A 24,414-nucleotide genomic window follows, 5' to 3' on the forward strand; every position below is an offset into this window, starting at 1 on the left:
TTAATTGGAAAGCCCTGACTTAACGGTCAGGGCTTTTTCCATTTCTACGGCAACCAGCCCAGGGCAATCACTTCACAGCTTATTGATCGCGCATTGGCGTGCTACTCAGTCCTTTCCTTAATATAAAAGACATTACCTCCGCGCACTCTCCCGGCTGCATAATCTTCCTGCTGACCTTCTGGTCTGTCCTCGACTGGCGCTCAGAACAGGCGTTTTTGACGGTCCGGCTTCTTCACCTCACCCTCTTTGCACTCACCATCAGGCGGTCCTTCTCACGACGCCGTATTCGCTTACGCCCTCCTGTGCTTTCAGGGACGCAGAACGGCTGCAAACGCGGCTGGATTTGCGCTGTAAACGTCATCAGAAGATGATGTTTAAACAGTCTGGCGAGGGAAATTACTGCTTTCAGGGGTGGGTGTACGGCTGTAACTGAGCCTGTATATGCCAGGGTTGCTCTACTACCCATTCGCTTAAAAAATCAATAAAGGCACGCACGCGCTGGCTTACGCCAAGATCGCTGTAATAGACAGCATTGAACGGCATCTCTACCGGTAAACGTTGATCGGCCAGGATCTCCACCAGACTTCCGTCAGCGATCTCTTTATGCACCATATAATCAGAAAGGCAGGCAATCCCATTACCGTCCAGACAAAGCTGCTTGATGGTTTCTCCGCTGTTAGAATCCAGTTCCGAACGGATGATGTAAAGTTCCCCATCGTCACAGGCGATTGGCCAGCGGTTAAGACGTGGCGCATCAATAAAACCGAGACACTGATGATTATCCAGATCGGCTGCGCACACAGGAATACCATATTTCTCCAGATACCCGGGAGAGGCAATAAAGCGGCGATAGCTGGTGAACAGCAGTCGTGCCCGCAGGCCTGAATCGGTAAGGCTGCCTGCCCGAATCGCCACATCGACTTTACGCTCGATGAGATTAATAAAGTTTTCAGATGAAATCAGTGAAAGGGCAATCTCGGGATAGCGCTCCCGAAAAGCTTTTATCATGGGCATCAGGAGATGCAGTATGACAGGAGTGGCGGCATCAATACGTAACAATCCCTTGGGCGCATGACGGCTCTCTATCAACGCGTCTTCTGCGGCCGTCATCACCTGAAGAAAATGCTGAACCTGCTGGAAATAACGTTCTCCTTCCTGCGTTAACGCAAGATTGCGTGTGGTGCGCGTCAGTAAAGCCAGTCCGAGTTTATTTTCCAGTTTTTTGATCGTGCGGCTGACGGCGGAATTGGCCATCTGCAAGGTGTCCGCCGCGCGGCTGAAGCTCCCGTTTTCAACCACGCTGACAAATACTTTGAGTTCTTCAGAAGATGCCTTCATTGTTTCCTTCACGTGAAATAGCGCCTGAGGCCATATACCGCTAATTAAAGCACAGCCTGCCGTTTACCCCCTTGGCGCGGATGGCTTTTTGGTAAAGCGGGCTAAAGAAGACGAAAGCGCCTTTCCGTCAGGCCGGTTATCTTTTTAGTGGAAGAAACGGTCTGCACAGGCCGGATTACGCCATTCGTGACGACAATAAAGTGGGAGGGCGGTCTCGAACAATCGTCGGCATCGATTGAAACTGCGTACTAAAATCCCTATAACAGATAAGTGACATGAATTTCTGAATGATTAGCCAGGCGGGACAGTGCGCAAAAAAACCTATGCGATGAGATATGTAGCCGGACAGCCAGCGGAAAGGATCTTTCCTCCGGGTGCCATGTTTCATCTCGGCCAGGCACTGCCACCGGGTGAGCCACTCCCCGCCGATCCCACTTTGAAAGTATTAGTATGGAATATCTTTAAGCAGCAGCGCGCTGACTGGATGTCCGTGCTGGAAGGGTTTGGTAAGGATGCCCATCTGGTTCTGCTTCAGGAAGCGCAGACGACGCCCGAGCTAATCCGCTTTGCGACCAGTAACTATCTGGCGGCCGATCAGGTCCCGGCTTTAGTGCTGCCTCAGCACCCCTCTGGCGTCATGACGTTAGCTTCTGCTCACCCTGTTTATTGTTGCCCCCTGCGCGAGCGAGAACCCCTGTTAAGGCTCTCAAAATCCGCCTTAGTCACGGCGTATCCGCTTCCCACGGGCGAGATGCTGATGGTGGTGAACATCCACGCGGTAAATTTTAGCCTGGGCGTGGATGTTTACAGCAAGCAGCTCGGCCCCATTGGCGAACAGATTATCCATCATCGCGGGCCTGTCATTATGGCGGGCGACTTCAACGCCTGGAGCCGCCAGCGCATTAACGCCCTCTATCGCTTTGCGCATCAGATGAAACTGGAAGAGGTGATGTTTACCGCCGACCACCGACGTAAAGCCTTTGGCAGACCTTTAGATTTCGTTTTTTATCGCGATATACACGTCAGTGAAGCCTCGGTTCTGGTGACGCAGGCATCCGACCATAACCCGCTTTTGGTTGAGTTCAGTACCAGACGATAAAGGTGACATCAGGCAGGAAAGGGCAGAGAGAACGTGGTCACGGGCAGGATGTAGAATCAAACAAGAAAAAAGGCTGACAAATGTCAGCCTTTTCAACGTATCAGGTATCTGGTGTTGCGTTATTCTTAACGAACAACGTGAGCTCGTCACCAGGCTGAATATCTTTTGCGTTACTCACAACACTGTTCCAGCGCATCACGTCTTTGATGTTAACGCCGTGACGACGGGCGATACTGTCAAGAGAATCACCCTTACGAACGCGATAGGTGATGCTGTTGCTATTATCCGCCAGGCTCGTGCCATTCGAACCCACAGTCAGTAACTGACCGGGACGAATACTGGCACTGCGCAGGTTATTTTGCTGCTTCAGTGTGGCCACGCTGACGCCTAACTTATTCGCAATACCGGATAAGGTATCGCCGCTTCGCACTTTGTAGCCCCCCTCATTGCTGGCTTTCGCCAGTTGTGTGGGCTGCACGGCAGAGATATCACCGGAAGCCAGTGAATCACGCAGCTTTGCGACGTTAGACTTCGGCACCAGAATGTAATGTGGCCCATTAGGTGCTGTTGCGCCGCCTTTATAACCGGTATTGAAGCTCTTTAACTTGGTGAGCGACATCCCCGCCATTTCTGCGGCCTGCGTCAGTTTTATCTGCTGACCCACTTCAACGCGTGCCAGAGCACGGTTTTCGTCAGGCGTCGGCAGTTTGATACCGTAACGCTTGTTGTGCTTAAGCAACTCGCTCAAGGCCAACATTTTTGGTACATAAACCGTGGTTTCACGTGGAAGCGAAAGATGCCAGAAGTCGGTAGGCTTACCGCGCGCCTTGTTCTGTTTAATCGCTTTGAGTACCCGTCCTTCTCCGCTGTTGTAAGCCGCCACTGTCAAAAGCCAGTCACCACCAAACATCGTATTAAGACGCTGCATCATATCCAGTGCTACTTTCGTTGAGGCGACAACATCGCGACGACCATCGTAGTAACGGTTCTGTTTTAAACCATAGTTTCGACCCGTACTCCCAACGATCTGCCAGATGCCAGCGGCATTTGCAGATGACGTTGCGTGAGGATCAAAAGCGCTCTCCACTATGGGTAGCAGTACCAGTTCCATCGGCATATTACGTTTCTTAATCTGCTCGACTATCCAGTACATGTACGGCTCTGCCCGTAATGTTACATCGTGGAGATAGCTCTTATTTTTTAAAAACTTTAATTTCTGTTCGCGGATCCGGGCGTTTTCCGGAATCCCCATCTTCAACTCGTCACTAATGAAACGCCAGAGATCATTATCTTCTGCGAGGCCAGTTCCGTCTTCCTGCCATCGCGGCGATAAAAGTCGATCACCGTATTTTCCATTTTCACTTTGACCAGCTGAAGACAGACTCTGGGCATGCTGTTCGGGGATATTGGCGTCATTCCGTGATGCCTGACATCCTACCAGCAAGACCGAGGCGAATAATATCGCTTTAGCCTTCATGTGTGTGTCAATAGTTCGCTTAAAAGACGAGCAACTATACGTGACGGTCCTTCACAACACAACCCGAAAAATCAAAAAGCGTCTTTCTTCTCGCGTAGAACAGCAAATGTTTGCCATACGGGGCCAACCCCAGCATCAACGTTTAAAGCGCGTTGTAAATCAGCATCTTGCGTTCGGAGAAATAAATTTATCACACGCTCATGGGCCAGTTTTGTAGGTAAAGTAATGCGGTTTTCGGCCCGTAAGTCCTTAATTTTATGGTATTCAGCCGTTATTTGCGGATCGTGGGGTAAAATTGCCGCAGAAAACTTCAAATTGGATAAAGTATATTCATGCGCACAGCACACTAATGTGTCTTCCGGGAGCGAATTAAGCTTTTGAAAGGATTGGTACATTTGCTCAGGGGTGCCTTCGAAAAGCCGTCCGCAACCACCTGAGAACATCGTATCTCCACAAAAAAGATAAGGTGCACTGTAATATGAGATATGTCCTAAAGTGTGCCCCGGCGTAGCGATGACCGCGAATGACAGGCCCAAAACGTCAACGTTATCTCCTTCACGCACGCATGTTTTTGCCCCTTTATCTGCCGTTTCCTGCGGACCGTAAACGGCAATCTCGGGAAAATGTTCACAGAGCGTTTTCACGCCACCGACATGATCGTTGTGATGATGCGTCAGCAAAATGGCGACAGGCTGCCAGCCACTGGCCTGAATTTTCTCCAGAACCGGCTGGGCTTCACCCGGGTCAACAATCAGGCATTTTCCTTCGTCATCTGTTAACGTCCAGATGTAGTTATCTTGCAGTGCAGGAATGCTGGTAAGATTCATAAATACCTCTCGCTGGTCGTTAAAAGGAAAATGGTAAAGCATGAAGCCCGCCAAGACACGCCAAATCCTGAACGCCCCACGCTCATGGCACGATATGCCATGGGGCATTTACTTTCGCGATGCCCTGACGCAGCAACTTCAGCCTTACCTCGGAAAGCTTTATGGCTTTCATATGCTTAAGCTTGGCAACCTCAGCGCAGAAATCAATACGGAACAGTGCGCGATTTCCCATCAGGTCAGCGTAGGTGTCGAAGGTGAAGGCTTACAGGTCCTGGCGCATCCCACCCAGCTCCCGTTCGAAGCCAAGTCTGTCGATGCCTGTTTACTGGCCCATACGTTATCCTGGAGTCAGGATCCCCACCGGGTATTGCGGGAAGTGGACCGGGTATTGATCGATGATGGCTGGATGATAATCAGCGGCTTCAATCCGTTCAGTCTGCTGGGCATCAGTAAAATACTACCCGGAATACAGCGTAAAGCGCCCTGGAGCGGGCGCATGTTCAGCCAGATGCGATTACTGGACTGGCTGGGATTGCTGAATTATGAAGTGGTCTTTCGTACGCGTTTTCAGGTGTTGCCCTGGCACCGTCAGGGCGGCAGAATGATCAGCGCTCATTTACCTGCTTTAGGGTGCCTGAATATCGTCGTTGCGCGTAAGCGCAGTTTCCCTCTCACGCCGACCAAGGCAAGAATGAGTCTGAGCAAAAGGCCCCTGCCGCAGCCTGTGAATGCGACACGGCAGTTCAGACACGTCAACGATCAGGATTCTGGTTGATAGCCGATATCATCAAAAGCCGGATGGTTTGCGGCATGGCGTGCCAGTTCATCGCAGCGTTCATTCTCCGGGTGGCCCGCATGGCCTTTAACCCACTCCCATTGAATCTGATGGGTGCTGAGCGCAGTATCAAGCCGTTGCCACAGATCGACGTTTTTAACCGGCTTCTTATCGGCTGTTTTCCAGCCGCGTTTTTTCCAGTTATGAATCCATTGCGTAATGCCCTGGCGCACATACTGACTGTCGGTACTCAATACCACGTCACAGGGTTGTTTCAGGGCTTCCAGCGAGACGATAGCCGCCATCAGTTCCATGCGATTATTGGTCGTCAGGCGGTAACCGGCGCTAAATGTTTTTTCATGTTGCCCATAACGCAAAATTGCGCCATAACCTCCCGGGCCCGGGTTGCCGAGGCAGGAACCATCGGTATAAATTTCTACCTGTTTGCGCATCTCTGGTAGACTTCCTTCTGACAAAACGCCAAGTCTGACATAAAACGAGCCCTATGAGCACTGCAAATAACCGCCAAATCGTTCTCGATACTGAAACCACCGGTATGAATATGATCGGGGTGCATTATGAAGGTCACCGCATCATTGAGATCGGTGCCGTTGAAGTGGTGAACCGTCGCCTGACAGGGAACAACTTCCACATGTATCTCAAGCCCGATCGGCTGGTCGACCCGGAAGCGTTTGGCGTTCACGGTATTGCCGATGAGTTTCTGCTGGATAAACCGACCTTCAGTGAGATTGCCGATGAGTTTCTTGACTACATCCGTGGTGCAGAACTTGTTATTCATAATGCCTCGTTTGATATCGGCTTTATGGATTATGAGTTCAGCAAGCTTGAGCGCGGCATCGAAAAAACGGAAACCTTCTGCAAGATTACTGACAGCCTGGCGATGGCGCGCCGTATGTTCCCCGGTAAGCGCAACAGCCTCGACGCGCTGTGTTCACGTTATGAGATAGACAACAGTAAGCGTACGTTGCACGGCGCACTGCTCGATGCCGAGATCCTGGCCGAAGTCTTTTTAACCATGACGGGCGGACAAACATCCTTGTCTTTCTCGTCGGAAGAGGATCGCTCGCGTCAGCAGCAGAGCGAAGGCATTCAGCGCATCGTTCGGCCCACATCAGGATTGCGCGTGGTCACCGCCAGTGATGAGGAAATCAGTCATCACGAATCACGGCTGGATCTGATCATGAAGAAGGGGGGCAGTTGCCTCTGGCGCGCCTGAGTCGCAAAGATTTGTGTGTAAAATCAACATCGGGGCGAAAATAGCAGCAAACGGAAGCGGGCAGGGGGAAAACCGTTGACGGCGAGTAATGATGTGATTAATATGCGCCTCGTTCCCGACGGGGAACAAAGCGCGGAGCGGTAGTTCAGTTGGTTAGAATACCTGCCTGTCACGCAGGGGGTCGCGGGTTCGAGCCCCGTCCGTTCCGCCAAATTTTGACGCCATGCTGGTTATCAGCATGGCGTTTTTGCTTTCTGGCTCTGGACGTTTCTCGTCTTCCTCTCAACAGCCGGTTTGCCCGTCACGCTCAGTGCTATCCCGTATTTTCGACCTGATGCCCGTCGCACCCAATAAATGCCCCATAAAGGCAGGGTAAGAACGACGTTCCCACAGCCAGTCCTCACAGAAACGGACTGACTGACAGTAAGCGTGAATCAGTCTTTCTGCATCGCGACGGCACCCGACGGGATTGTCGTATGTTTTCCTGCAACCTGTTTTTCCCGCGCCACCAGCCAGTAGCAGCTTGCCGCCAGCGCCACGCCGATAAACCAGCTAAAGTTGGCGACCTGATGCAGAGAAGGGATAAAGCTAATCACCAGACAAATAGCGACCGAGGGCAGCAGGGCGACAATGGCTTTCGGGTTAAATCCACCGCGATACCAGTAGCGCCCCTGCGGTGTGGCATCGAACAGATCGTCCACAGAAATACGGCCGCCTTTGATCAGGTAAAAATCGGCTAACAGAATGCCAAACAAAGGCCCGATAAACGAACCCAGTACGTCCAGCGTATAGTGAATCAGTTCAGGCGACTGGAACAGATTCCACGGCGTGAGCAGGACCGAACCCACCGCTGCAATCATCCCCCCGGTACGAAAACTGATTTTCTGAGGCGAGCAGTTAGAAAAATCGAAAGCAGGAGACACGAAGTTCGCCACGATGTTGATGCCAATCGTCGCGGTGATCATGGTCAGTAAGCCAATCGCCACGGCTAAATCGCTGCCAACCATGCTCACGGTTTCGATAGGATCGGTGATCATTTTGCCAAACAAGGACTGCGTACCCGATACAATCACAACGGTCACGATGGAGAACAGCAGGAAATTGAACGGCAGTCCCCAGCGGTTACCCCGGCGAACCTCACTCATGCTTTTGCCGTAGCGAGAAAAGTCACCAAAGTTCAGCAGCGGGCCTGAGAAGTAAGACACGACCAGTGCCGTTGCCGTAATCATCTGCCAGGTTTGTTCACCGACGGACAGCGATTTGCTGGCCAGCGTAAACGAAATACCGTCGAATCCGGTTTTGTATACAATCCAGCCCGCCAGTGCCAGCATGACGACGTAAACGGCGGGACCAGCGATATCAATAAAGCGCTTAATCGCACTCATGCCGTGCCAGAACACCATCGCCTGCAGAACCCACATCACGCCAAAGCAGTACCAGCCCAGTTGCGATAAGCCAAGCCAGTGGCTGTGCGTCAGGCTTTCCAGCGACGGATAAAACTTCAGCAGCACCAGCATCAGCGCATTCGCTGCCAGCCAGGTCTGAATACCGTACCAGGCAAACGCAATCAGGCCGCGGATCACCGACGGAATATTGGCGCCAAAGACACCGAATGCCTGGCGGCAAATGACCGCATAAGGCACGCCGGCCATCTGGCTGGGTTTAGCGACCAGGTTGGCGCAGAGCTGAACAATACAGATCCCCGCCAGCAAACACAGCAGCACCTGCCAGCTGGCCAGCCCTAATGTGAAGAAGCTTGCCGCGACCACGTAGCCGCCCATGCTGTGCACATCCGACATCCAGAAGGAAAAGATGTTGTACCACGACCAGTTTTGATGACGGGTAGGCGCCAGGTCAGCATTACATAGCTTCGGACTGTATGCTTTTCCGGCTTCAGAGGCCGATGTGTTACCCACCGTTGAATGATTTGGCATGAAACCTGCTCCTCTCAAAGACATGAATAAAATAACCTTGTGAAATCACATTGCAGGATCCAGGCCAGATTTGTTTTTTGTATACAAAATTTATTTTTAACGTATACGATAAGTGACGCAATGATGTTTACCGGAGCGGGTGATGAAGAGTGAAACAGGCCAGAGAACGGCGGCCGATCTGCATGATAAAGATGAACCTATCTATCAGGCGTTAATGAACGCCATTGTCGAACATCAACTGCCGCCCGGCAGCAAATTGCCGGAAGAAGCGCTTTCAGAGGTCTTTGGCGTGAGCCGCACGGGCATCCGTAAGGTCTTGCAGCGCCTTGCTGCGGTGCAAATGATCACGCTCACGCCCAAACGTGGTGCACATGTCGCCACACCGGGCGTGGAGGAAGCGCGGGATATTTTCCGCACCCGAAGCCTGCTTGAGTGCGGCAATCTTTCTGCGGTGCTGGAACATCTGCAGGCACCGCACCTGGCCGGGCTCACGGCCCTGGTTGAGCAGGAAAAAGAGGCGATTGCCCGGCATGACGGGCCGGCGGCGATTCGTCTGTCCGCGGCCTTTCATATCCAGTTGCAGGCGATTTCGGGCAATCAGGTATTAACGGATTTGGTGACGCAACTGGCCCAGCGATCGTCGCTGGTGATTGCCACCTGGGGCGCGCCCTGGCAGCGCGGTTGTCGCTGTGACGATCACGGCCAGTTACTCCAGCGACTCCGGGAAAAAGACCTGGTGTCACTGACCGCCTCGCTGCAGCACCATTTTGAACACATCGTTGCCAGCCTCCATTTTGAGCGCGGAGGCGAAACACTACCGGATTTTTCCCGACTGTTTGCCGGGCATAAAGGAGCTGTATCATGAGCCTGATTCAGGTTATCAATCCCAATACCAGCCAGGCGATGACCGAAACCATCGGTCAGGCGGCCCGCGCGGTGGCCGCACCTGGAACGGACATTATTGCCGTTTGCCCTTCGCAGGGCGTGCCGTCGATTGAAGGGCATTTTGATGAGGCGATAGCGGCAATCGGCGTGCTGGAACAGGTGAAGCTCGGCAAAGCGCAGGGCGTCAGTGGCCATGTGATTGCCTGTTTTGGCGATCCTGGCTTGCTGGCGGCACGCGAACTGGCAAGCGGGCCGGTCATCGGTATCGCGGAGGCGGCCATGCATACCGCCACATTGGTGGCAACGCGTTTTTCAATTGTCACGACGTTGCCCCGCACGCTGGTCATCGCACGCCATTTACTTCAGCAGTACGGTTTTACGCACCATTGTGCCGCTTTACATGCTATTGATTTACCCGTGCTGGCGCTGGAAGACGGCAGCGGCGTGGCGCAGGAGAAAGTGCGCCAGCTCTGTATCCAGGCAAAGCGGGAAGATGGCTGTGGCGCCATTGTTTTAGGCTGTGGGGGCATGGCAACGCTGGCCGCGTCGCTGACAAAAGAGCTGGAGATGCCGGTGATTGATGGCGTCAGCGCCGCCGTCAAGATGGTGGAATCGCTGGTGGCGCTGGGTTTTGGCACCAGTAAACAAGGCGATTTAGCTTATCCGCTACATAAACCGCTCTCAGGTGTCTTTCAGCACCTAAACTAAGCAGATGTTCCCGTTCAACGACAGGATGCAAGTGATGACTGAAAGCCAGGATAAAAAAACCTACAGCTTCAATAAGAATTACCCGCGTGACCTGATCGGTTACGGTGGAAAGCCTCCACATGCACGCTGGCCAAAGAAAGCGCGCGTCGCGGTGCAGTTTGTACTCAACTATGAGGAAGGGGCAGAAAACAACGTTTTGCACGGCGACACGGGTTCAGAACAGTTCCTGTCTGACATCATTGGGGCGGCCAGTTATCCGGATCGGCATATGTCGATGGAATCCCTGTACGAGTATGGATCCCGCGCCGGTTTCTGGCGCATTCACAATGAGTTTCAGAAGCGCGGACTGCCCCTTACCGTGTTTGGCGTCGCGATGGCGTTGGCGCGCCACCCGGACATCGTGGACGCCATCAAACAGGCGCAGTATGACGTGGTCAGCCACGGCTGGCGCTGGATTCACTATCAGGGCATTGATGCTAAAACCGAACGTCAGCACATGCAGCAGGCGGTGGATGTGTTAACGGACCTGTTTGGCAAAGCGCCCACAGGCTGGTACACCGGACGCGACAGCCCCAATACGCGGCGGCTGGTGGTGGAACAGGGCGGCTTCAGTTATGACAGCGACTATTATGGTGATGATTTGCCATTCTGGACTCAGGTCACCTGTCAGGACGGTACGGTAAAACCCCATCTGATCATTCCTTACACGCTGGAATGCAACGATATGCGCTTTGCCTCGCCCCAGGGTTTCAATACCGCAGAGCAGTTCTTCACCTATCTGCGCGATACGTTCGACGTGCTGTATGAAGAAGGCGAAACCGCGCCCAAAATGATGTCGGTGGGGATGCACTGCCGCCTGTTAGGTCGCCCGGGAAAATTCCGCGCCTTGCAAAATTTCCTCGACCACATTCAGCAGCATAAAGATGTGTGGATTTGCACCCGGCAGCAGATTGCCGATCACTGGATAAAAACCTACCCCGCGCCAGAGGCGTAATCTCCCGGCGGCAAGCGCGTGACGGCAAAAGGATGTCGCCACGCGCTGCCCCGGTTTCCGGCATTGTCGTCCGCACGGCCCCACTCAGTCACATAACGTGGGATCGGCCTCAATCATCAACTGCTTCATCTCTTCGAAATGCCGCAGAGAGAAGTCGGGGATGCCTTCCCAGTCACGGGCCGTTTTTTCCGCGACCTCGTCGCTCAGCACCTTCAACGGTTGCCCGGTAGACCAGGCGGTGACCAGAATCTGGCAGGCCCGCTCAAGTGTCCAGATATCATCATAGGCCTCGCCCACCGTCTGGGCGGTAACCATAACGCCGTGATTACCCATCAACAGACGACGCTTATCGGTCAGCAGGCTGGCCAGTCGGGCGCCTTCCTCCTGAGTGTCTGCCATGCCCCCGTACAGGGTATCCACCGCGATACGGTTGAAGTAGCGCGCACTGTTTTGATCGACAGGCGGAATGTGTGGCTGCGCCAGACAGGCGACGCTGGTGGTGTAAACCGGATGCAGATGCATCACGACCCGGGTTTCTGGCAGCCGCTGATGAATTTGCCCATGGATCGACCAGGCCGTGGCGTCTACATCGTCCCGCTCTCCACAGGCGGCATCGTCTGCATTGAGCAGCAGCAGGTCGCTGGCGCGAAGCCGTGAAAAGTGTTTCCACTTTGGGTTCATCAGAAACTGCTTACCATCCGGTGAAACGGCGGCACTGAAATGGTTCGCTACCGCCTCATGCATGCCCAGGTGGGCAATAATGCGAAAGGTCGCCGCCAGATCGATACGGGTCTGCTCTTCAAAAGAAAGCGCCATATTCCCTCCTGAAAATGAACGCGTGACGGGCACGCGTTTGAGATTAAGGTTTTGGCATCAGGGTGTTGAGATCGTCGGCTGTTGGCGCTTCAAAATGGTATTTTTTGAGCAGCGCGGCATATTCGGGCGTTTTACTGAAGGTAGCCAGCGCAGCGACCAGGGCTTTTTTCACCTCCGTATTGTCCTTCTTCACGCCAAAACCGTTTAACACCGGATAGATAAGTGTCGTGGAGGAAATCTGAATACGGTCACCCAGCTTTTGCACCACGCCACGCGCCACGGCGGCATCGGTAATCTGTGCTTCGACCGCATGGGAGAGCATCGCCTGCGTTGTCTGCGGATCGGTCGAATATTCGCTAATCGCGATGGGGGGTTTACCGTTTTTCACACAGTAGTCGTCAGACAGTTTGTGTAACTGCTGCAACCACGACGTGGCGCCCATCGAACCGATTTTATGGCCGCAGAAATCTTCAGGCGTTTTGGGTTGATAATCGCTTCCCTTCAACGACAGGATAGCTTCGCCGCTTTTCAGATAGGGAATCATGTCGATCACTTTCATGCGATCGGCGGTGATGTACATCGACGAATTAGTCATATCAAACCGGTTACTCTGCAAGCCGGTAATCAGGTTAGGGAAACGGGTATCAATGTTAACGGCCTGACGGCCCATCACTTTGGCCAGACCATCAAGAAACTCAATGTCAAAGCCGGCGGGTTTATTATCCTTCATGTACTCATACGGAAAGAAGGTCATATCCGATCCGGCGATAATTTTGCCGGGTTGTAAAAAGGCTGAGGCGTTAAAGGACGCCAGTACAGCGCCTGCGGCAAGCAGACTTAACACGTAGGTTTTCATCATTATTCTCTCTCTGAAAAATGCCATCAGACGTTGGCAAGATCTTTACCGGCCTGTTGAACAAAAAACGAAGCACCGCGCGGTTTCTGCGGCAGGCGGAAGGCGTTTGCGGTGCTGCGGATCATGCCGCTCTCCTGACCGTAAACCAGCGTGCCCGCATCCGGGCTGGGTAACGGGTTTTCACCGAACGGCAGTGCATCTTCAGCGGCGTACACGGCGATAAACAGTGTGCGCGGCCATTCGGTTTCATTGGGACTGGAGGCGTGCAGCAGTCGGGTATGCATAAAGCACACAGAACCCGAGGGACCAAAACAGGCGGTAGGTTGTTGGCACTGTTCTTTCACCACTGCGGGATCAACGGCACCGGTAAAGCGGCCACCCTGCCAGTGTGAATAAAGCGGCCCCTGATGGCTGCCCGGCACCACGTTCAGCGGACCATTTTCCGGCGTGACCTCACTGACCATCAGCAGCGCGGTCACGATATCGTCGTTGCTGTGCGGGGTGAACAGGAAATCCTGGTGCCACTCCACTTTCGTTGCGGTATGGGGCAGTTTCGAGTTGATCTTACTGTGATGATAGCGTGCGCCGCTGCCCCCGATTAACTGTCCGGCAATCTGCGCCATACGTGACTGCAGTGCCGCATGGCGATAGGCGGCAGAGATATCGTTCGGGGAGCTGACGCGGCGCAAAGAAGGATGATCGGCACGGTGATCGCTCTCAATATCGAAACGCGGACGCCCATCCTGCGTATCGCCCCAGGGCGCATTCTGGCTGCGGCTTTCCTCAACCCACTGGTCAAAGTCGTGTTGTAGCGCTGCGATTTCATCGCTTGTCAGGACATTTTCAACTACCAGAAATCCCTGCTGGTGATACTGATCTACCTGCCACTGTTCAATCATGGTCGTGCCCTCGTGATTAATACATCGTTACGCCAGCGAGACATCCTTCAGAAAAGCTTCCACGCGCGGATGCTGGCCATCGCGTAGAGCCTGCGGCGCGTCGTCACAGACCACGCGTCCTTTTTCCATAAAGACAATCCGGTCAGACACCTTGAAGGCGAAGTTCATCTCATGGGTCACGATCACCATGGTGATGCCCTCGCTTGCCAGGGCTTCAATGACCTGAAGCACTTCATTCACTTTTTCGGGATCCAGTGCAGAGGTGGGTTCATCGAACAGCATGATTTGCGGACGCATCATCAAGGCACGTGCGATAGCCACGCGTTGCTGCTGACCGCCGGAGAGCTGATGAGGGTACTTCCACGCATGGTCGAGCATGCCGACTTTAAAAAGCAGCGCAGCAGCCTGCTGTTTTAATACCGCGGCAGGCGCGAGCTTGTGATAGCGAGGCGCCAGCAACAGGTTGTCCATAACGCTGAGATGACTGAACAAATTAAAGCTCTGAAAGACCATCCCGATATTAAGACGATGCTCTGCATGCTCAACGAAGCGTGGCTTGCGTTGCTCTCCCTGCTGACTGAGATGAATAAAGGGTTTTCCGTTAATACGAATTTCACCGTTATCGATCTGCTCCAGACCATTAAGCAGGCGAATCAGCGTAGTTTTTCCTGAACCTGAAGGCCCGATTACGGAAACCACTTCGCCAGGATGGATCTGCAGGTTAACGGCGCCCAGCACTTCAACATTGTTGTAAGCCTTGTGCAGACGCAGGGCCTGCAACGCTGGTCCGCTGGCGTGAAACGCCTGACGGACAGGATTCACCGCTGCGCGTTGTGCGAGTTCGAAAAGATGTGCATCAGGTTTGCCGGACGGTTGGCGTTGTGTCACGTCCAGATAGCGCTCCAGCTGTTTCAGCAGGAAGTCAAAGACGGTAACGATCAGCACGTAATAGAAGGCCACCGCCGCCATGGTTTCCATGACCAGAAAGTTTTGCGAGTAGAGTCGCTGGCCGACCATCAAAATTTCGGTAAGCGAGATAACAGAGACCAGTGACGTCAGCTTCACGATCGCGATGTATTCATTCGCCAGTGCCGGTAAGGCCACACGCAGTGCCTGCGGGATAATGATGCGCCACTGAATGCCTGCATAGCGTAATCCCAGTGCCCGGGCAGCCTCGCTCTGGCCTTTGGGAATCGCCAGCAGCCCGCCACGGTGAATCTCTGCGATATAGGCGCTTTCACACATGGTCAGCGCAATAAATCCTGCCCAGAATGGATCGCTCAGTACCGTCGACGTGGCGGGCAATGCCTGAGGCAGGTTATAAACAAAGATCAGCAGCACCAGCAAAGGCAGGCTGCGAAAGAGCCAGATATAAAACCGGGCCGGCAGCGTCAATAAGGGATGGCGCGACTGCTTGGCCAGCGCTAGGATAAATCCCGCAATAATGCTCGTTCCCCAGGTCAGCAGGCTCAGTTTGATGACAGTCCATGTCGCCAGCCAAAAATTAGCGTCGCTAAACAGACTGAACATATAGTTCCAGTTAAATGTCATGGGCTTGCTCACATTAAACAGAAGGGGTGAATAATTCTGTAATTCACTATGGCGGCAGGACGGGAACGATAGCAATTAGTAATTTGCTGGCTTCTGATTTTAAAAAAACTATCCAACTGTTATATCCCTTTTTAAACGGTGTCTTTTTAACAGTGCAGGGCAATAATTAACGTATTCTTTCCCTGTTTGCGCTTATTTAGGGCAGCACGCTGATCATTGCGACGCAGGGTGAGAGTTATTGGTGCAATTTCTTTTTGATGATTACGTTTCTGCCAGACGTAAAAAAACAGGTGGAATGGCGTTAATACATAAACGGCGTTCAGGTGGAACGGGCAGGTAAGTGGCACAGCATTTGCAATGCTGCTTAGGCCGGAACGAAGCAAGGTGTCTTGCTGACTATAAAAAACAGAGGTAACGCCATGAGTCGCTTTACACTTAAACAGCTCAGATATTTCGTCGCCGTGGTGGAGACGGAAAGCATTGCGGAAGCCTCGCGTCAGTTGCATATCGCCCAGCCCTCCATTTCCGTTTCCATCAAAAACCTGGAGGACGCCTTCGATCAGCAACTGCTCATCCGCCATCACGCACAGGGTGTTTCGCTGACGCCTGGCGGCCGCCGTTTTTACGAAAAGGCGCAGGAGCTGCTACGTCTGACACACGAGTTTGAGCAAAACTCACGTGCAGATAACACCCTGATTTCAGGCACCATTGCGGTGGGATGTTTTGAATCTGCGGCGCCGCTGTATATGCCCAAACTGATAGCCGGGTTTAAAAAACACTATCCGGATATTACCATTGAACTGTACGACGGCGAGCAGCATGAACTGATGCATGGACTCCATCGCGGACGTTTTGATCTGGCTTTTCTCTACGATCTTGAGCTGGATAACACCATTCAAAAAACCACGTTAAACGCCCCGCATAAACCTTACGCGCTCCTGCCGGTAAACCATCCACTGGCACAAAAATCCCTGGTCACGCTGCGTGAGCTGAGTCAGGAACCTATGATTTTGCTGGATGCGGTACCCAGCAGGAATTACTTCATCAATATTTTCAAAAGCAAAGGGTACCACCCGCAGGTAGCCTACAGTTCGCCCTCCATTGAAATGGTGCGTTGCATGGTAGGACAGGGGCTGGGGTTTTCAGTTCTGGTCACCCGCCCCTGCACTGATGTGACTTATGACGGTGAAAAGCTGGCGCAGATTGATATTGAAGATGATATGGAAGCCTCGACGTTAATCATGGCCTGGTTAAGTCATAATGAACCGACGCGACCGACAAAACTTTTTATGGACTATTGCCAGAATAGTGCGTTGGGGCCCACCGTGTAAAAAGTGCCGCGCAATTACCGTGCTGTTTGGTAAGAAAAAGAAATGTATTTGCGGTAAATCACATCGGCTAATTTCGCGCTTTATTCGCTGAGTGGCTTTAATAACCGGGCACGTATCTTCTGCTTATTAATTTCTTATTCAGATATTAGCTTTATAATATTTTACCCATTCATCTGCCTCAAATAGTCTTGGCGCTGGCGCGTGTCAGGAACACGTCATTAAAACGTCGGGCTTGAGGATGATGGAATGACAATATCAGAGCAAGAAACAGATACCCTGGTGATTGGGGCAGGGCAGGCCGGCATCGCCATGAGCGAGCATCTGGGGCGGCTCGGCATTCCGCATTGCGTGCTGGAAAAAAATCGTATTGCCGAAGCGTGGCGGACCCGGCGCTGGGACTCGCTGGTCGCCAACGGCCCGGCCTGGCACGATCGGTTTCCCGGCATGACTTTTCCGGGGCAGGATCCTGACAGCTTTGTGCCTAAAGAACAGATTGCTGACTATTTTGAAGCGTATGTGCAGCACATCGAGGCGCCTGTCAAAACGGGCGTCGAAGTCATCAGCGTGGTACCGCGTGTCGGGCGCAGCGGGTTCGACGTCTCAACCTCCGCTGGTCCGATCGTTGCCCGGCGCGTAGTCGTCGCCACAGGGCCTTTTCAGAAGCCTGTGATTCCCGCCATTGCGCCCACGGATACACGGTTCACCCAGTTACATTCGGCGGACTACCGTAACCCGCAACAACTGCCTGAAGGTGGTGTGCTGGTTATCGGCGCGGGCTCGTCAGGGGTGCAGATTGCCGATGAGCTTCAGCGTGCAGGAAAAGACGTGTGGCTCTCCGTTGGTCCCCACGATCGTCCGCCTCGCCGCTATCGCAACCGGGACTTTTGCTGGTGGTTAGGGGTCCTTGGCCTGTGGGATGCGGCAGCCAGTCAACCGGGGAAAGAACACGTCACCATCGCGGTCAGCGGCGCGCGCGGCGGGCATACCGTCGACTTTCGCAAACTGGCGGAGCAGGGCATCAACCTGGTCGGATTGACGGAGCGCTTTTCCGGCGAGGTCGTGACCTTTAAGCCCGATCTGGCGCAAAACATTGCCGCAGGCGATGAAAACTATTTATCCCTGCTGGATGCGGCCGATGCCTGGGTTGAACGCCATGGCCTGAATTTACCTGAGGATCCGGCCGCACGCGCCTTTCTGCCCGATCCGGAAAGCGTCTCGCATCCTGTGCAGTCGCTCAATCTGGTCCGCGCAGGGATCACGACGCTCATCTGGGCGACAGGCTATGCCACGGATTATACCTGGCTGAAGGTTAACGCCTTTGACGAGAAAAACAGACCTCTCCATCAACGCGGCGTCTCCCCGGAGTCCGGACTCTATTTCCTCGGGCTGCCCTGGCAGTCGCGCCGCGGCTCCTCGTTTATCTGGGGCGTGTGGCATGACGCAAAGTATGTTGCCGACCATATTGCTATTCAGCGCCAGTATCAGGATTACCGTGCCGCGTCAGAAAACTGAACCAGGAGACTGCTGTTATGCCAACCCATACTCGTATTCGGATGTTTAACACCAAAGAAACGTACCCTAATCAAACGCTGGACAACGATCTCTGCCAGGCCGTACGTGCAGGTAACACGGTGTACCTGCGTGGCCAGGTCGGCACTGACTTCGACGGTAATCTGGTTGGCCTGGGCGATCCGGCCGCGCAGGCGGCGCAGGCGATGAAAAATGTGAAGCAACTGCTGGAAGAGGCGGGGAGCGATCTGTCGCATATTGTTAAAACCACCACGTATATAGTCGACCCGCGTTATCGCGAACCGGTCTACCGGGAAGTCGGAAAGTGGCTAAAAGGTGTTTTCCCCGTCTCAACAGGGCTGGTGATTTCGGCTCTGGCACAGCCGCAGTGGCTGATGGAAATTGATGTCATTGCGGTGATTCCGGATGACTGGAAACGTGGAGCAGACCAATGACCTTATCAGTGATGGCACGGTGTGAAGAAACCGGTCAGCTCGGCATCGCTATCAGTTCATCCAGCATTGCGGTAGGCGCGCGCTGTCCCTGGCTCCAGGCCGGCGTGGGTGCCGTATCCAGCCAGAATATTACGTTGCCCTCTCTGGGGCAGCAGATTCTGTTGCATCTGGATCAGGGCAGCGATCTGAACGTGGCGCTAAAGCGGGCGCTGGCCGGCGACAGATTCAGTGATTACCGCCAGGTCGCCGCGATTGATATTCAGGGTAACACGGCGTTTTTCAGTGGCAGCAAGACGCTGGGTATCTGGAGCATGGCCGAAGGAAAAAACTGTATCGCCGCAGGCAATATGCTGGCGAACGAGGGCGTAACGGCATCCATGTGCGCGGCCTTTGAAGCGGCCTCCGGTGAACTGGCCAGTCGGCTGCTTGCCGCCCTTCAGGCCGGCGTGGCGGCAGGCGGAGAAGCCGGGCCGTTACATTCTGCTGCGCTCAAACTCGTGGATGATTATCCCTGGCCGCTGGTGGATCTGCGCATCGACTGGACCGGGCACGACCCTGTCGGGCAGTTGACACAACTGTGGCTTGCCTATGAACCTCAGATGGAAGCCTATGTCGCGCGCGCGCTGGATCCGCGTGAGGCACCGGCCTATGGTGTGCCCGGCGATGAATGAGACGTTACGGGCGCTTCTGGCCTCTCTGCTGGCCTTTGACACAACCAGTCGGGTGTCAAACCTGGCCCTGATCCAGTTTATTGACGACTACCTGACTGACAGAGGCATAACGACGCAGTGGCTGTATGACGACAGCGGTAAAAAAGCCAATCTGTATGCGCGTCTGGGGCCGGAGGGCGAAGGCGGCGTTATGCTGTCAGGGCATACGGACGTGGTGCCGGTTGAGGGGCAAAACTGGTCCGTGCCGCCTTTCGCCCTGACGGAACGTGACGGACGATACTACGGTCGGGGAAGCGCCGATATGAAAGGCTTTATTGCCTGCGTGCTGGCCATGCTGGATGCGTTTCTTCAGCAGCCCCTGCGCATGCCTTTGCATCTGGCGTTTTCCTGTGACGAAGAGGTGGGGTGCCTGGGCGTGCGCTCGCTGGTGGCGATGCTCAATGCCTCACCGGCAAAACCGGCGATGTGTATTGTGGGTGAGCCGACCGCCATGCAGCCGGTTTACGGACATAAGGGAAAACGGGCGGTGCGCTGTCGGGTGCAGGGCCACGCCTGCCACTCTGCCTATACGCATCAGGGCGTGAATGCGGTTCACTACGCCGCCCGGTTAATTGCGCGTCTTTTGCAGCAGGAAGAAGCGTTAAAGCAGCAACGTGACGAACGGTTTGAACCGCCTTACAGCACGCTGCAGATTGGCACGATTCAGGGCGGGACAGCACTGAATATTGTTCCTGAGACCTGCCATTTTGATATGGAGTGGCGAACGCTGCCTGGTACGGATGCTCAGGCGCTGTATGACAGCGTACGCCACTTCGCCGAAGCAGAACTGGTGCCTGAAATGCAGCGCACTGAACCGTTGTGCAACATTACCTTTCAACCACTGAGCGACTACCCCGGCTTATTGACCGATCCGCAGACCGACTTTGCCCGCTGGCTGGCGCAGTGGAGCGGACATAACGAGTTCGCTACGGTCGCCTTTGGCACCGAAGGGGGATTATTTGACGAGATTGGGGTAGCCACGTTGGTCTGCGGGCCGGGAAGCATGGAACAGGGACACAAAGCAGATGAGTTTGTCAGTCTTGAACAGCTTGAACAGCTTGAACGCTGTATGGCAATGCTACAAAACCTGCGTCAGTGGATGGCGGTAACGTCCACCAATAAAGCCACGCAGGGTGGAGCGCGCCGCGCGGCCAGATGATCGGCAAAAACGTTTGCGGGTGCGGTTTACAACCGGCCGTAAAACGTCAGGCGGGCCGTTTCCGACAGGGCGATGCCGGGCGCGGTATTGTAGGCCAGCACCGCCAGCATGCGCGTGACGTCGCCTTCTGTGGGCGTCACGCGATGCAGTGAATTTCGCCCACGAAACAGTACCAGGTCACCGGCATCCATAGCCAGTTCATCGACGGGGTGCTGTTCATCGAGCACGGCGGCCACGCCCGCGTAATTCATTTCGCCCGCATCAGCATCCCGCAGGTCTTTCACATACTGAAATCGTCCACCGCCCAGCGGTTTCTGCACCAGCAACGTGATGGCAAACGAGGAGTTATCAAAATGCCATCCCAGCTCTTTACCCTGTGGCGCATAGTGCAGGTTAATCGAAGACAACGGGTCGGCGTAGGGATACAGCGCCTCTTCGTCCAGCACTTCGCATAAGAAAGACTGAAACAGCGCATCGTCATACAGCTGACGCAGCGGGGAATCCGCTGCAATCATATCGTCCGTAATGCACCCTTTGGTGCTGTTTACTTGGCGGTTGCGTGGATGGCTGTCGCTGAAGCCGGCATCCGTTTTCATCAGGTAAACGTTGTGCTGACTGACAGTGTAATAAGCCCGATCGCGCTGCGCATTGCCTTCTGCGACGATGGCCTGCAGGGCGGCAGGCTGCAAAAAATGACGCAACACCAGCGCGCCGTGTTGATTAAGTTGCCTGCGACAGTCTTGACGCCAGGCGTGGTCGGTCAGAGGATGTAAGTCAGTACGTACCAGGGCTTTGGGCATCGTCGCGGTCTCATAATGAATGAATTGTCACACTAGCCTGCCCGGCATCAGCTGAATACCAATAAATCGTTAATACCCTGATAAGGAATGCTTAATGCCCAACCCGTCATCGCGCTTGCCTAAAATCAACGTGATTCAGTCATTTAAAGTGGCTGCGGAAACCGGCAGCCTGACCAGGGCCGCGGCACAGCTGGCCTTAACCCCTGCGGCGGTGAGTCAGCAAATTCGCCAGCTTGAAGATCATCTTGGCTGCGTCCTGTTTTTACGTACGCAACAGGGCGTGATGCTGACGGAGACGGGCAAGCAGTATCTTCGCTATGTCACGGAAGCCTTTGCGGTTCTCCAGCTTGGTCAGCGTAACATAGGATGCACTGAGACCGCCGCACAGCTTACGCTTTACACGCTGCCGGCGCTGGCGTCGAAATGGCTGTTGCCACATCTGTGCCGCTGGCGTGAACGCTGTCCGGATGTCAGTCTTTCCTTACATGGCACGCATGCGGAGGTGGATTTTGCTCAAACGCCGGCCGACTTTGTGATGTGTTTCGGCGAGGAGGCGTATCCCAGACTGAATAAAGCGTATCTGTTTCATGATGAGGTGCTCCCGGTCGCCAGCCCGCGGCTGATCGACGCCTTTTCCCGCGAGGATCTGTTACGGCATGCGCCGCTGATTCATCTCGACTGGGGCAAAGAAGGGCGCTTTTTGCCAGACTGGTCGGGCTGGTTTGAGGCGAAAGGAATGGCTGTGCCAGCAGCCCGACCAGCCATGACCTTTAACCTGACCTCGCTGGCGATTGATGCCGCCGTGGCCGGCGCTGGTGTGCTGCTGGGACAGCGCCGGATGATCGCCCATGCGCTGGGCCGGGGCGAACTGGTCATTGTTGATGCGCTCGCGTTGCCGCTCAGCAAGCCCTATTATCTGGCCTGGCCGAATCGCACGCTGAACCAGCCTGGCGCAGAGGCAATGATCGCCTGGTTAGGCGAGCTCGCCGCCCTGTAGGAAGGCGTAGGGGTTGCAGTTGAGCGCTTTCGCGGCGTGAACCGTTAGACTCAGGCCTCCCGGCCTTAACATATGACTGCTCCGCCGGGCTTAGCTCATCAGACTGACCTGCGCTGCCACGATGCGCCAGCCCTGCGGAAACTTCACCCAGGTCTGTTGCTGACGGCCAATTTTCTCGGTGCCCGCCCGGGTAAATTCGGTGCTGCACACCGCATACGCGTCACCAAACGTGGTGATCACCGTATTGCGCAGCATGCGGTCCAGCCCCGCTGACGGTCTTGCCGCGCGAAACGCGCGGATTTCATCAATGCCGTACAGGTTCTCGCCAGCGCCTAAGCGCACGGTCCGCGGATCGTGCCAGAACAGCTCATCCAGGACGGCAATGTCGTTGCCCGTCAGCGCCTTTTCATAACGGTAGAACGCGGCGGTAACGGCGTTCAGCACCTCGGGAAGATTAATCGCGTCAGTATTCATTGTGCTCCTGCCCTGCGGGTGGGCGAAAATGTCAGTCCTTGTTGTTCAAGGGCACAGGCTGCGCGTAAGACAGCCTGTTCGTTAAAGGGGGCGCCAATTAACTGTACGCCAATCGGTAAACCGCTCGCCGTCGTCATCGGCACAGTACAGACGGGAAGTCCAAGGAAGGAGATCGGCTGCGTCAGCATGCCCATGCTGGCCTTCGTCGGCAGATTCTGCCCGTTAATGGCAATCGTTTCCTGACCAATTAACGGCGCGCTACATGGCGTGGCAGGGGCGATAAGCACATCGTACTGCGCAAACAGCGGGACGACCTGCTGCTGAAAGTGGCGGCGGAAGCGCTGGGCCTGAACATACCATGCCGCGGGCAGCATCGCACCAGCCAGCAGGCGTTCACGCGAATGGGGCTCAAACAGGTCGGGCTGCTGACGCAGCGCAGGCAGGTAATGATTGCCGCCTTCAGAGGCGGTCATAATAAAGGCGGCCGAGCGCGCTAACTCAGCCTCCGCGATTACCACGTCGTCCTGAGCCTGTAACGCCTGCGCCACCTGTAATTGCGCCGCGCGGGCATCATCATTACACCAGGTCGAAAAGAAGCCGCCCAGTACGGCGCAGCGCAAATCCTGTGCACCGTTTTTCAGCTGCGGTAAGGTGGCTGCCAGCGGGCGATCGGCCTGGAAGGCATCCGTGCTGTCGTGCCCTTGCAGCAGATCGTAAACCAGGGCCAGATCGTCCACCCGACGGGCAAAGGGACCGATATGATCCAGACTGGCGACAAACGGATGGCTGCCGCTGCGGGATAAGCGGCCAAAAGTCGGTTTCAGGCCAAAAATCCCACACAGGGAAGCCGGGACGCGGATTGAGCCGTTGGTGTCCGTCCCCAGCGAGAAAGGCACCAGTCCCGCTGCCACGGCGGCGGCCGAACCGCCGGATGAGCCGCCCGCAATGCGCGCCAGATCATGCGGGTTGTGCGTCGCCCCGTAGTGGGTATTTTCGGTGGTAAAACCGTAGGCATAGGCATCCATGTTGACCATGCCGGAAAGCAGGGCACCGGCCTGCTGAAGTTGGGTGATGGCAAAGGCATCCCGGGTTGCGGCCGGACGCTGACGAAACAGTCTGGCCCCCGCCAGGGTAGTGTACCCCTGCACGTCAAACAGGTTTTTTACCGCATAGGGAATGCCCGCCAGCGGCGGCAAGTTCTCGCCGCGCAGGCGTTGCTTGTCTATCGCATCCGCTTCCTGCACCATCCGCGTTGCGGTGATATCCGTCCAGGCATTAAGCTGCGGATTCTGTTTCTCAATCGCGGTCAGTGTCTGCTCCGCCACTTCACGGGCGCTGATATCACCGTGCTGAATCGCCTGCTGAAGTGCCTGAATGGAAACCTCGTCTGGTCTCATGCTTTGTACACTCCTGCGACTTCGAGCCGGTCGTCCAGCGGATAAGCCATCAACGGGGCCGCCATATCGGCAATGCGCGTCATCTGTTGTAGCAGGGCGACACGGCGATCTTCGTCCAGTTCCACGTTCAGGATTTGCTCCATTTGGGCAATATAGGCTGCCCAGTCACTCTGATTCATGATTTAC

At 54.7% G+C, this 24,414-nt stretch carries 25 protein-coding genes and 1 tRNA gene; 13 read left to right on the forward strand and 13 right to left on the reverse strand.

The window, feature by feature from the left end:
- Positions 1 to 405: 405 nt before the first annotated feature.
- On the reverse strand, positions 406 to 1,338 hold the full coding sequence (gene yafC, locus RAC65_RS21170) for a DNA-binding transcriptional regulator YafC (RefSeq protein ID WP_110268558.1): 933 nt from the start codon (positions 1,336 to 1,338) through the stop codon (positions 406 to 408).
- A gap of 307 nt (positions 1,339 to 1,645) precedes the next feature.
- Between yafC and RAC65_RS21175 the strand changes: the two genes are divergently transcribed.
- Complete coding sequence (locus RAC65_RS21175; RefSeq protein WP_006117999.1) at positions 1,646 to 2,437, forward strand: endonuclease/exonuclease/phosphatase family protein; 792 nt, start codon at positions 1,646 to 1,648, stop codon at positions 2,435 to 2,437.
- Positions 2,438 to 2,537: 100 nt separating this feature from the next.
- Here the strand turns inward: RAC65_RS21175 and mltD are convergent, their stop codons facing one another.
- A complete protein-coding gene (gene mltD, locus RAC65_RS21180) occupies positions 2,538 to 3,914 on the reverse strand; it encodes a murein transglycosylase D (protein ID WP_058708229.1) in 1,377 nt (458 codons plus the stop codon).
- Between the two features lie 71 nt (positions 3,915 to 3,985).
- On the reverse strand, positions 3,986 to 4,741 hold the full coding sequence (gene gloB, locus RAC65_RS21185; RefSeq protein WP_375097227.1) for a hydroxyacylglutathione hydrolase: 756 nt from the start codon (positions 4,739 to 4,741) through the stop codon (positions 3,986 to 3,988).
- A 40-nt stretch (positions 4,742 to 4,781) separates the two neighbouring features.
- On the opposite strand from gloB, the gene RAC65_RS21190 reads away from it, so the two are divergent.
- Positions 4,782 to 5,516, forward strand: coding sequence for a class I SAM-dependent methyltransferase (locus RAC65_RS21190; protein WP_033738493.1), 735 nt, complete (start codon positions 4,782 to 4,784; stop codon positions 5,514 to 5,516).
- Here the strand turns inward: RAC65_RS21190 and rnhA are convergent.
- Positions 5,501 to 5,968 (reverse strand): ribonuclease HI, encoded by a 468-nt coding sequence (rnhA, locus tag RAC65_RS21195; RefSeq protein ID WP_006118003.1) that lies wholly within the window; start codon positions 5,966 to 5,968, stop codon positions 5,501 to 5,503. The two genes, RAC65_RS21190 and rnhA, sit on opposite strands and share 16 nt — an antisense overlap.
- Before the next feature lie 53 nt (positions 5,969 to 6,021).
- Here rnhA and dnaQ point away from each other — a divergent pair, with 53 nt between their 5' ends.
- Both dnaQ and RAC65_RS21205 read left to right on the forward strand, forming a co-directional pair.
- Entirely contained in the window at positions 6,022 to 6,753 is a 732-nt protein-coding gene (gene dnaQ, locus RAC65_RS21200) for a DNA polymerase III subunit epsilon (protein ID WP_006118004.1), read from the forward strand.
- A 134-nt stretch (positions 6,754 to 6,887) separates the two neighbouring features.
- Positions 6,888 to 6,964, forward strand: a tRNA-Asp gene (locus RAC65_RS21205).
- Positions 6,965 to 7,187: 223 nt separating this feature from the next.
- On the opposite strand, the gene RAC65_RS21210 is transcribed toward RAC65_RS21205, so the two are convergent.
- A complete protein-coding gene (locus RAC65_RS21210) occupies positions 7,188 to 8,687 on the reverse strand; it encodes an NCS1 family nucleobase:cation symporter-1 (RefSeq protein ID WP_058702727.1) in 1,500 nt (499 codons plus the stop codon).
- A 142-nt stretch (positions 8,688 to 8,829) separates the two neighbouring features.
- Between RAC65_RS21210 and RAC65_RS21215 the strand changes: the two genes are divergently transcribed.
- From RAC65_RS21215 to puuE, 3 genes are read left to right on the forward strand one after another with little or no spacing between them, the layout of a single operon-like run.
- The gene (locus RAC65_RS21215) at positions 8,830 to 9,552 is read left to right on the forward strand and encodes a GntR family transcriptional regulator (RefSeq protein ID WP_039338613.1); all 723 of its coding nucleotides are present in this window, start codon (positions 8,830 to 8,832) and stop codon (positions 9,550 to 9,552) included.
- Positions 9,549 to 10,280 (forward strand): allantoin racemase, encoded by a 732-nt coding sequence (gene hpxA / locus RAC65_RS21220; RefSeq protein ID WP_058702728.1) that lies wholly within the window; start codon positions 9,549 to 9,551, stop codon positions 10,278 to 10,280. The genes RAC65_RS21215 and hpxA overlap by 4 nt, the downstream gene beginning before the upstream one ends.
- A 34-nt stretch (positions 10,281 to 10,314) precedes the next feature.
- Complete coding sequence (puuE, locus tag RAC65_RS21225; RefSeq protein WP_033738501.1) at positions 10,315 to 11,274, forward strand: allantoinase PuuE; 960 nt, start codon at positions 10,315 to 10,317, stop codon at positions 11,272 to 11,274.
- An 84-nt stretch (positions 11,275 to 11,358) separates the two neighbouring features.
- Here the strand turns inward: puuE and RAC65_RS21230 are convergent, their stop codons facing one another.
- Genes RAC65_RS21230 through RAC65_RS21245 form a run of 4 tightly spaced genes read right to left on the reverse strand, consistent with a single transcriptional unit; the run spans position 11,359 to position 15,396 of the window.
- Entirely contained in the window at positions 11,359 to 12,090 is a 732-nt protein-coding gene (locus RAC65_RS21230; RefSeq protein ID WP_058702729.1) for a class II aldolase and adducin N-terminal domain-containing protein, read from the reverse strand.
- 43 nt (positions 12,091 to 12,133) lie between these two features.
- Positions 12,134 to 12,949: an ABC transporter substrate-binding protein gene (locus RAC65_RS21235; protein ID WP_033738503.1), complete on the reverse strand. Its 816-nt coding sequence runs from the start codon at positions 12,947 to 12,949 to the stop codon at positions 12,134 to 12,136.
- A 23-nt stretch (positions 12,950 to 12,972) separates the two neighbouring features.
- Entirely contained in the window at positions 12,973 to 13,845 is an 873-nt protein-coding gene (locus RAC65_RS21240) for a phytanoyl-CoA dioxygenase family protein (protein ID WP_039338604.1), read from the reverse strand.
- Between the two features lie 27 nt (positions 13,846 to 13,872).
- Positions 13,873 to 15,396, reverse strand: coding sequence for an amino acid ABC transporter permease/ATP-binding protein (locus tag RAC65_RS21245; RefSeq protein WP_033738506.1), 1,524 nt, complete (start codon positions 15,394 to 15,396; stop codon positions 13,873 to 13,875).
- A gap of 419 nt (positions 15,397 to 15,815) precedes the next feature.
- Here RAC65_RS21245 and RAC65_RS21250 point away from each other — a divergent pair, with 419 nt between their 5' ends.
- The 5 genes from RAC65_RS21250 to argE all read left to right on the forward strand — a co-directional run bounded on the left by RAC65_RS21250 (position 15,816) and on the right by argE (position 20,560).
- Positions 15,816 to 16,727 carry a LysR substrate-binding domain-containing protein gene (locus tag RAC65_RS21250; RefSeq protein WP_033738508.1) on the forward strand — a complete coding sequence of 304 codons (912 nt, stop codon included), beginning with the start codon at positions 15,816 to 15,818 and terminating at the stop codon, positions 16,725 to 16,727.
- A gap of 246 nt (positions 16,728 to 16,973) precedes the next feature.
- Positions 16,974 to 18,239 (forward strand): NAD(P)/FAD-dependent oxidoreductase, encoded by a 1,266-nt coding sequence (locus RAC65_RS21255; protein ID WP_058702731.1) that lies wholly within the window; start codon positions 16,974 to 16,976, stop codon positions 18,237 to 18,239.
- Between the two features lie 17 nt (positions 18,240 to 18,256).
- Entirely contained in the window at positions 18,257 to 18,691 is a 435-nt protein-coding gene (locus RAC65_RS21260; protein WP_054632950.1) for a RidA family protein, read from the forward strand.
- On the forward strand, positions 18,688 to 19,362 hold the full coding sequence (locus RAC65_RS21265) for a DUF1028 domain-containing protein (RefSeq protein WP_058702732.1): 675 nt from the start codon (positions 18,688 to 18,690) through the stop codon (positions 19,360 to 19,362). Before RAC65_RS21260 ends, RAC65_RS21265 begins: the two co-directional genes overlap by 4 nt.
- On the forward strand, positions 19,340 to 20,560 hold the full coding sequence (argE, locus tag RAC65_RS21270; protein WP_375097228.1) for an acetylornithine deacetylase: 1,221 nt from the start codon (positions 19,340 to 19,342) through the stop codon (positions 20,558 to 20,560). Before RAC65_RS21265 ends, argE begins: the two co-directional genes overlap by 23 nt.
- A gap of 26 nt (positions 20,561 to 20,586) precedes the next feature.
- On the opposite strand, the gene RAC65_RS21275 is transcribed toward argE, so the two are convergent.
- Positions 20,587 to 21,360: an ArpA protein gene (locus tag RAC65_RS21275; RefSeq protein ID WP_039338593.1), complete on the reverse strand. Its 774-nt coding sequence runs from the start codon at positions 21,358 to 21,360 to the stop codon at positions 20,587 to 20,589.
- Between the two features lie 94 nt (positions 21,361 to 21,454).
- On the opposite strand from RAC65_RS21275, the gene RAC65_RS21280 reads away from it, so the two are divergent.
- Positions 21,455 to 22,357: a LysR substrate-binding domain-containing protein gene (locus RAC65_RS21280; protein ID WP_205959217.1), complete on the forward strand. Its 903-nt coding sequence runs from the start codon at positions 21,455 to 21,457 to the stop codon at positions 22,355 to 22,357.
- A gap of 90 nt (positions 22,358 to 22,447) precedes the next feature.
- On the opposite strand, the gene hpxZ is transcribed toward RAC65_RS21280, so the two are convergent.
- From hpxZ to hpxX, 3 genes are read right to left on the reverse strand one after another with little or no spacing between them, the layout of a single operon-like run.
- Complete coding sequence (gene hpxZ, locus RAC65_RS21285) at positions 22,448 to 22,831, reverse strand: oxalurate catabolism protein HpxZ (RefSeq protein WP_058702735.1); 384 nt, start codon at positions 22,829 to 22,831, stop codon at positions 22,448 to 22,450.
- Complete coding sequence (locus RAC65_RS21290; RefSeq protein WP_058702736.1) at positions 22,828 to 24,228, reverse strand: AtzE family amidohydrolase; 1,401 nt, start codon at positions 24,226 to 24,228, stop codon at positions 22,828 to 22,830. Before RAC65_RS21290 ends, hpxZ begins: the two co-directional genes overlap by 4 nt.
- Positions 24,225 to 24,407: an oxalurate catabolism protein HpxX gene (hpxX, locus tag RAC65_RS21295; protein WP_033738521.1), complete on the reverse strand. Its 183-nt coding sequence runs from the start codon at positions 24,405 to 24,407 to the stop codon at positions 24,225 to 24,227. The genes RAC65_RS21290 and hpxX overlap by 4 nt, the downstream gene beginning before the upstream one ends.
- Positions 24,408 to 24,414 lie beyond the last annotated feature (7 nt).

It is taken from the genome of Pantoea sp. BS_8, assembly GCF_041954965.1.
Taxonomy (GTDB): domain Bacteria; phylum Pseudomonadota; class Gammaproteobacteria; order Enterobacterales; family Enterobacteriaceae; genus Pantoea; species Pantoea stewartii.

Excerpts from the sequence above, each read along its gene's own strand:
- dnaQ (WP_006118004.1), top strand. The coding sequence starts at position 6,022 with ATGAGCACTGCAAATAACCGCCAAATCGTTCTCGATACTGAAACCACC.
- hpxX (WP_033738521.1), bottom strand. The coding sequence starts at position 24,407 with ATGAATCAGAGTGACTGGGCAGCCTATATTGCCCAAATGGAGCAAATC.
- gloB (WP_375097227.1), bottom strand. The coding sequence starts at position 4,741 with ATGAATCTTACCAGCATTCCTGCACTGCAAGATAACTACATCTGGACG.
- hpxA (WP_058702728.1), top strand. The coding sequence starts at position 9,549 with ATGAGCCTGATTCAGGTTATCAATCCCAATACCAGCCAGGCGATGACC.
- RAC65_RS21250 (WP_033738508.1), top strand. The coding sequence starts at position 15,816 with ATGAGTCGCTTTACACTTAAACAGCTCAGATATTTCGTCGCCGTGGTG.
- RAC65_RS21280 (WP_205959217.1), top strand. The coding sequence starts at position 21,455 with ATGCCCAACCCGTCATCGCGCTTGCCTAAAATCAACGTGATTCAGTCA.
- RAC65_RS21260 (WP_054632950.1), top strand. The coding sequence starts at position 18,257 with ATGCCAACCCATACTCGTATTCGGATGTTTAACACCAAAGAAACGTAC.
- RAC65_RS21235 (WP_033738503.1), bottom strand. The coding sequence starts at position 12,949 with ATGATGAAAACCTACGTGTTAAGTCTGCTTGCCGCAGGCGCTGTACTG.
- puuE (WP_033738501.1), top strand. The coding sequence starts at position 10,315 with ATGACTGAAAGCCAGGATAAAAAAACCTACAGCTTCAATAAGAATTAC.
- yafC (WP_110268558.1), bottom strand. The coding sequence starts at position 1,338 with ATGAAGGCATCTTCTGAAGAACTCAAAGTATTTGTCAGCGTGGTTGAA.
- RAC65_RS21210 (WP_058702727.1), bottom strand. The coding sequence starts at position 8,687 with ATGCCAAATCATTCAACGGTGGGTAACACATCGGCCTCTGAAGCCGGA.
- RAC65_RS21265 (WP_058702732.1), top strand. The coding sequence starts at position 18,688 with ATGACCTTATCAGTGATGGCACGGTGTGAAGAAACCGGTCAGCTCGGC.
- RAC65_RS21240 (WP_039338604.1), bottom strand. The coding sequence starts at position 13,845 with ATGATTGAACAGTGGCAGGTAGATCAGTATCACCAGCAGGGATTTCTG.
- mltD (WP_058708229.1), bottom strand. The coding sequence starts at position 3,914 with ATGAAGGCTAAAGCGATATTATTCGCCTCGGTCTTGCTGGTAGGATGT.
- RAC65_RS21245 (WP_033738506.1), bottom strand. The coding sequence starts at position 15,396 with ATGACATTTAACTGGAACTATATGTTCAGTCTGTTTAGCGACGCTAAT.
- RAC65_RS21230 (WP_058702729.1), bottom strand. The coding sequence starts at position 12,090 with ATGGCGCTTTCTTTTGAAGAGCAGACCCGTATCGATCTGGCGGCGACC.
- RAC65_RS21190 (WP_033738493.1), top strand. The coding sequence starts at position 4,782 with ATGAAGCCCGCCAAGACACGCCAAATCCTGAACGCCCCACGCTCATGG.
- rnhA (WP_006118003.1), bottom strand. The coding sequence starts at position 5,968 with ATGCGCAAACAGGTAGAAATTTATACCGATGGTTCCTGCCTCGGCAAC.
- RAC65_RS21290 (WP_058702736.1), bottom strand. The coding sequence starts at position 24,228 with ATGAGACCAGACGAGGTTTCCATTCAGGCACTTCAGCAGGCGATTCAG.
- RAC65_RS21255 (WP_058702731.1), top strand. The coding sequence starts at position 16,974 with ATGACAATATCAGAGCAAGAAACAGATACCCTGGTGATTGGGGCAGGG.
- hpxZ (WP_058702735.1), bottom strand. The coding sequence starts at position 22,831 with ATGAATACTGACGCGATTAATCTTCCCGAGGTGCTGAACGCCGTTACC.
- RAC65_RS21215 (WP_039338613.1), top strand. The coding sequence starts at position 8,830 with ATGAAGAGTGAAACAGGCCAGAGAACGGCGGCCGATCTGCATGATAAA.
- argE (WP_375097228.1), top strand. The coding sequence starts at position 19,340 with ATGGTGTGCCCGGCGATGAATGAGACGTTACGGGCGCTTCTGGCCTCT.
- RAC65_RS21275 (WP_039338593.1), bottom strand. The coding sequence starts at position 21,360 with ATGCCCAAAGCCCTGGTACGTACTGACTTACATCCTCTGACCGACCAC.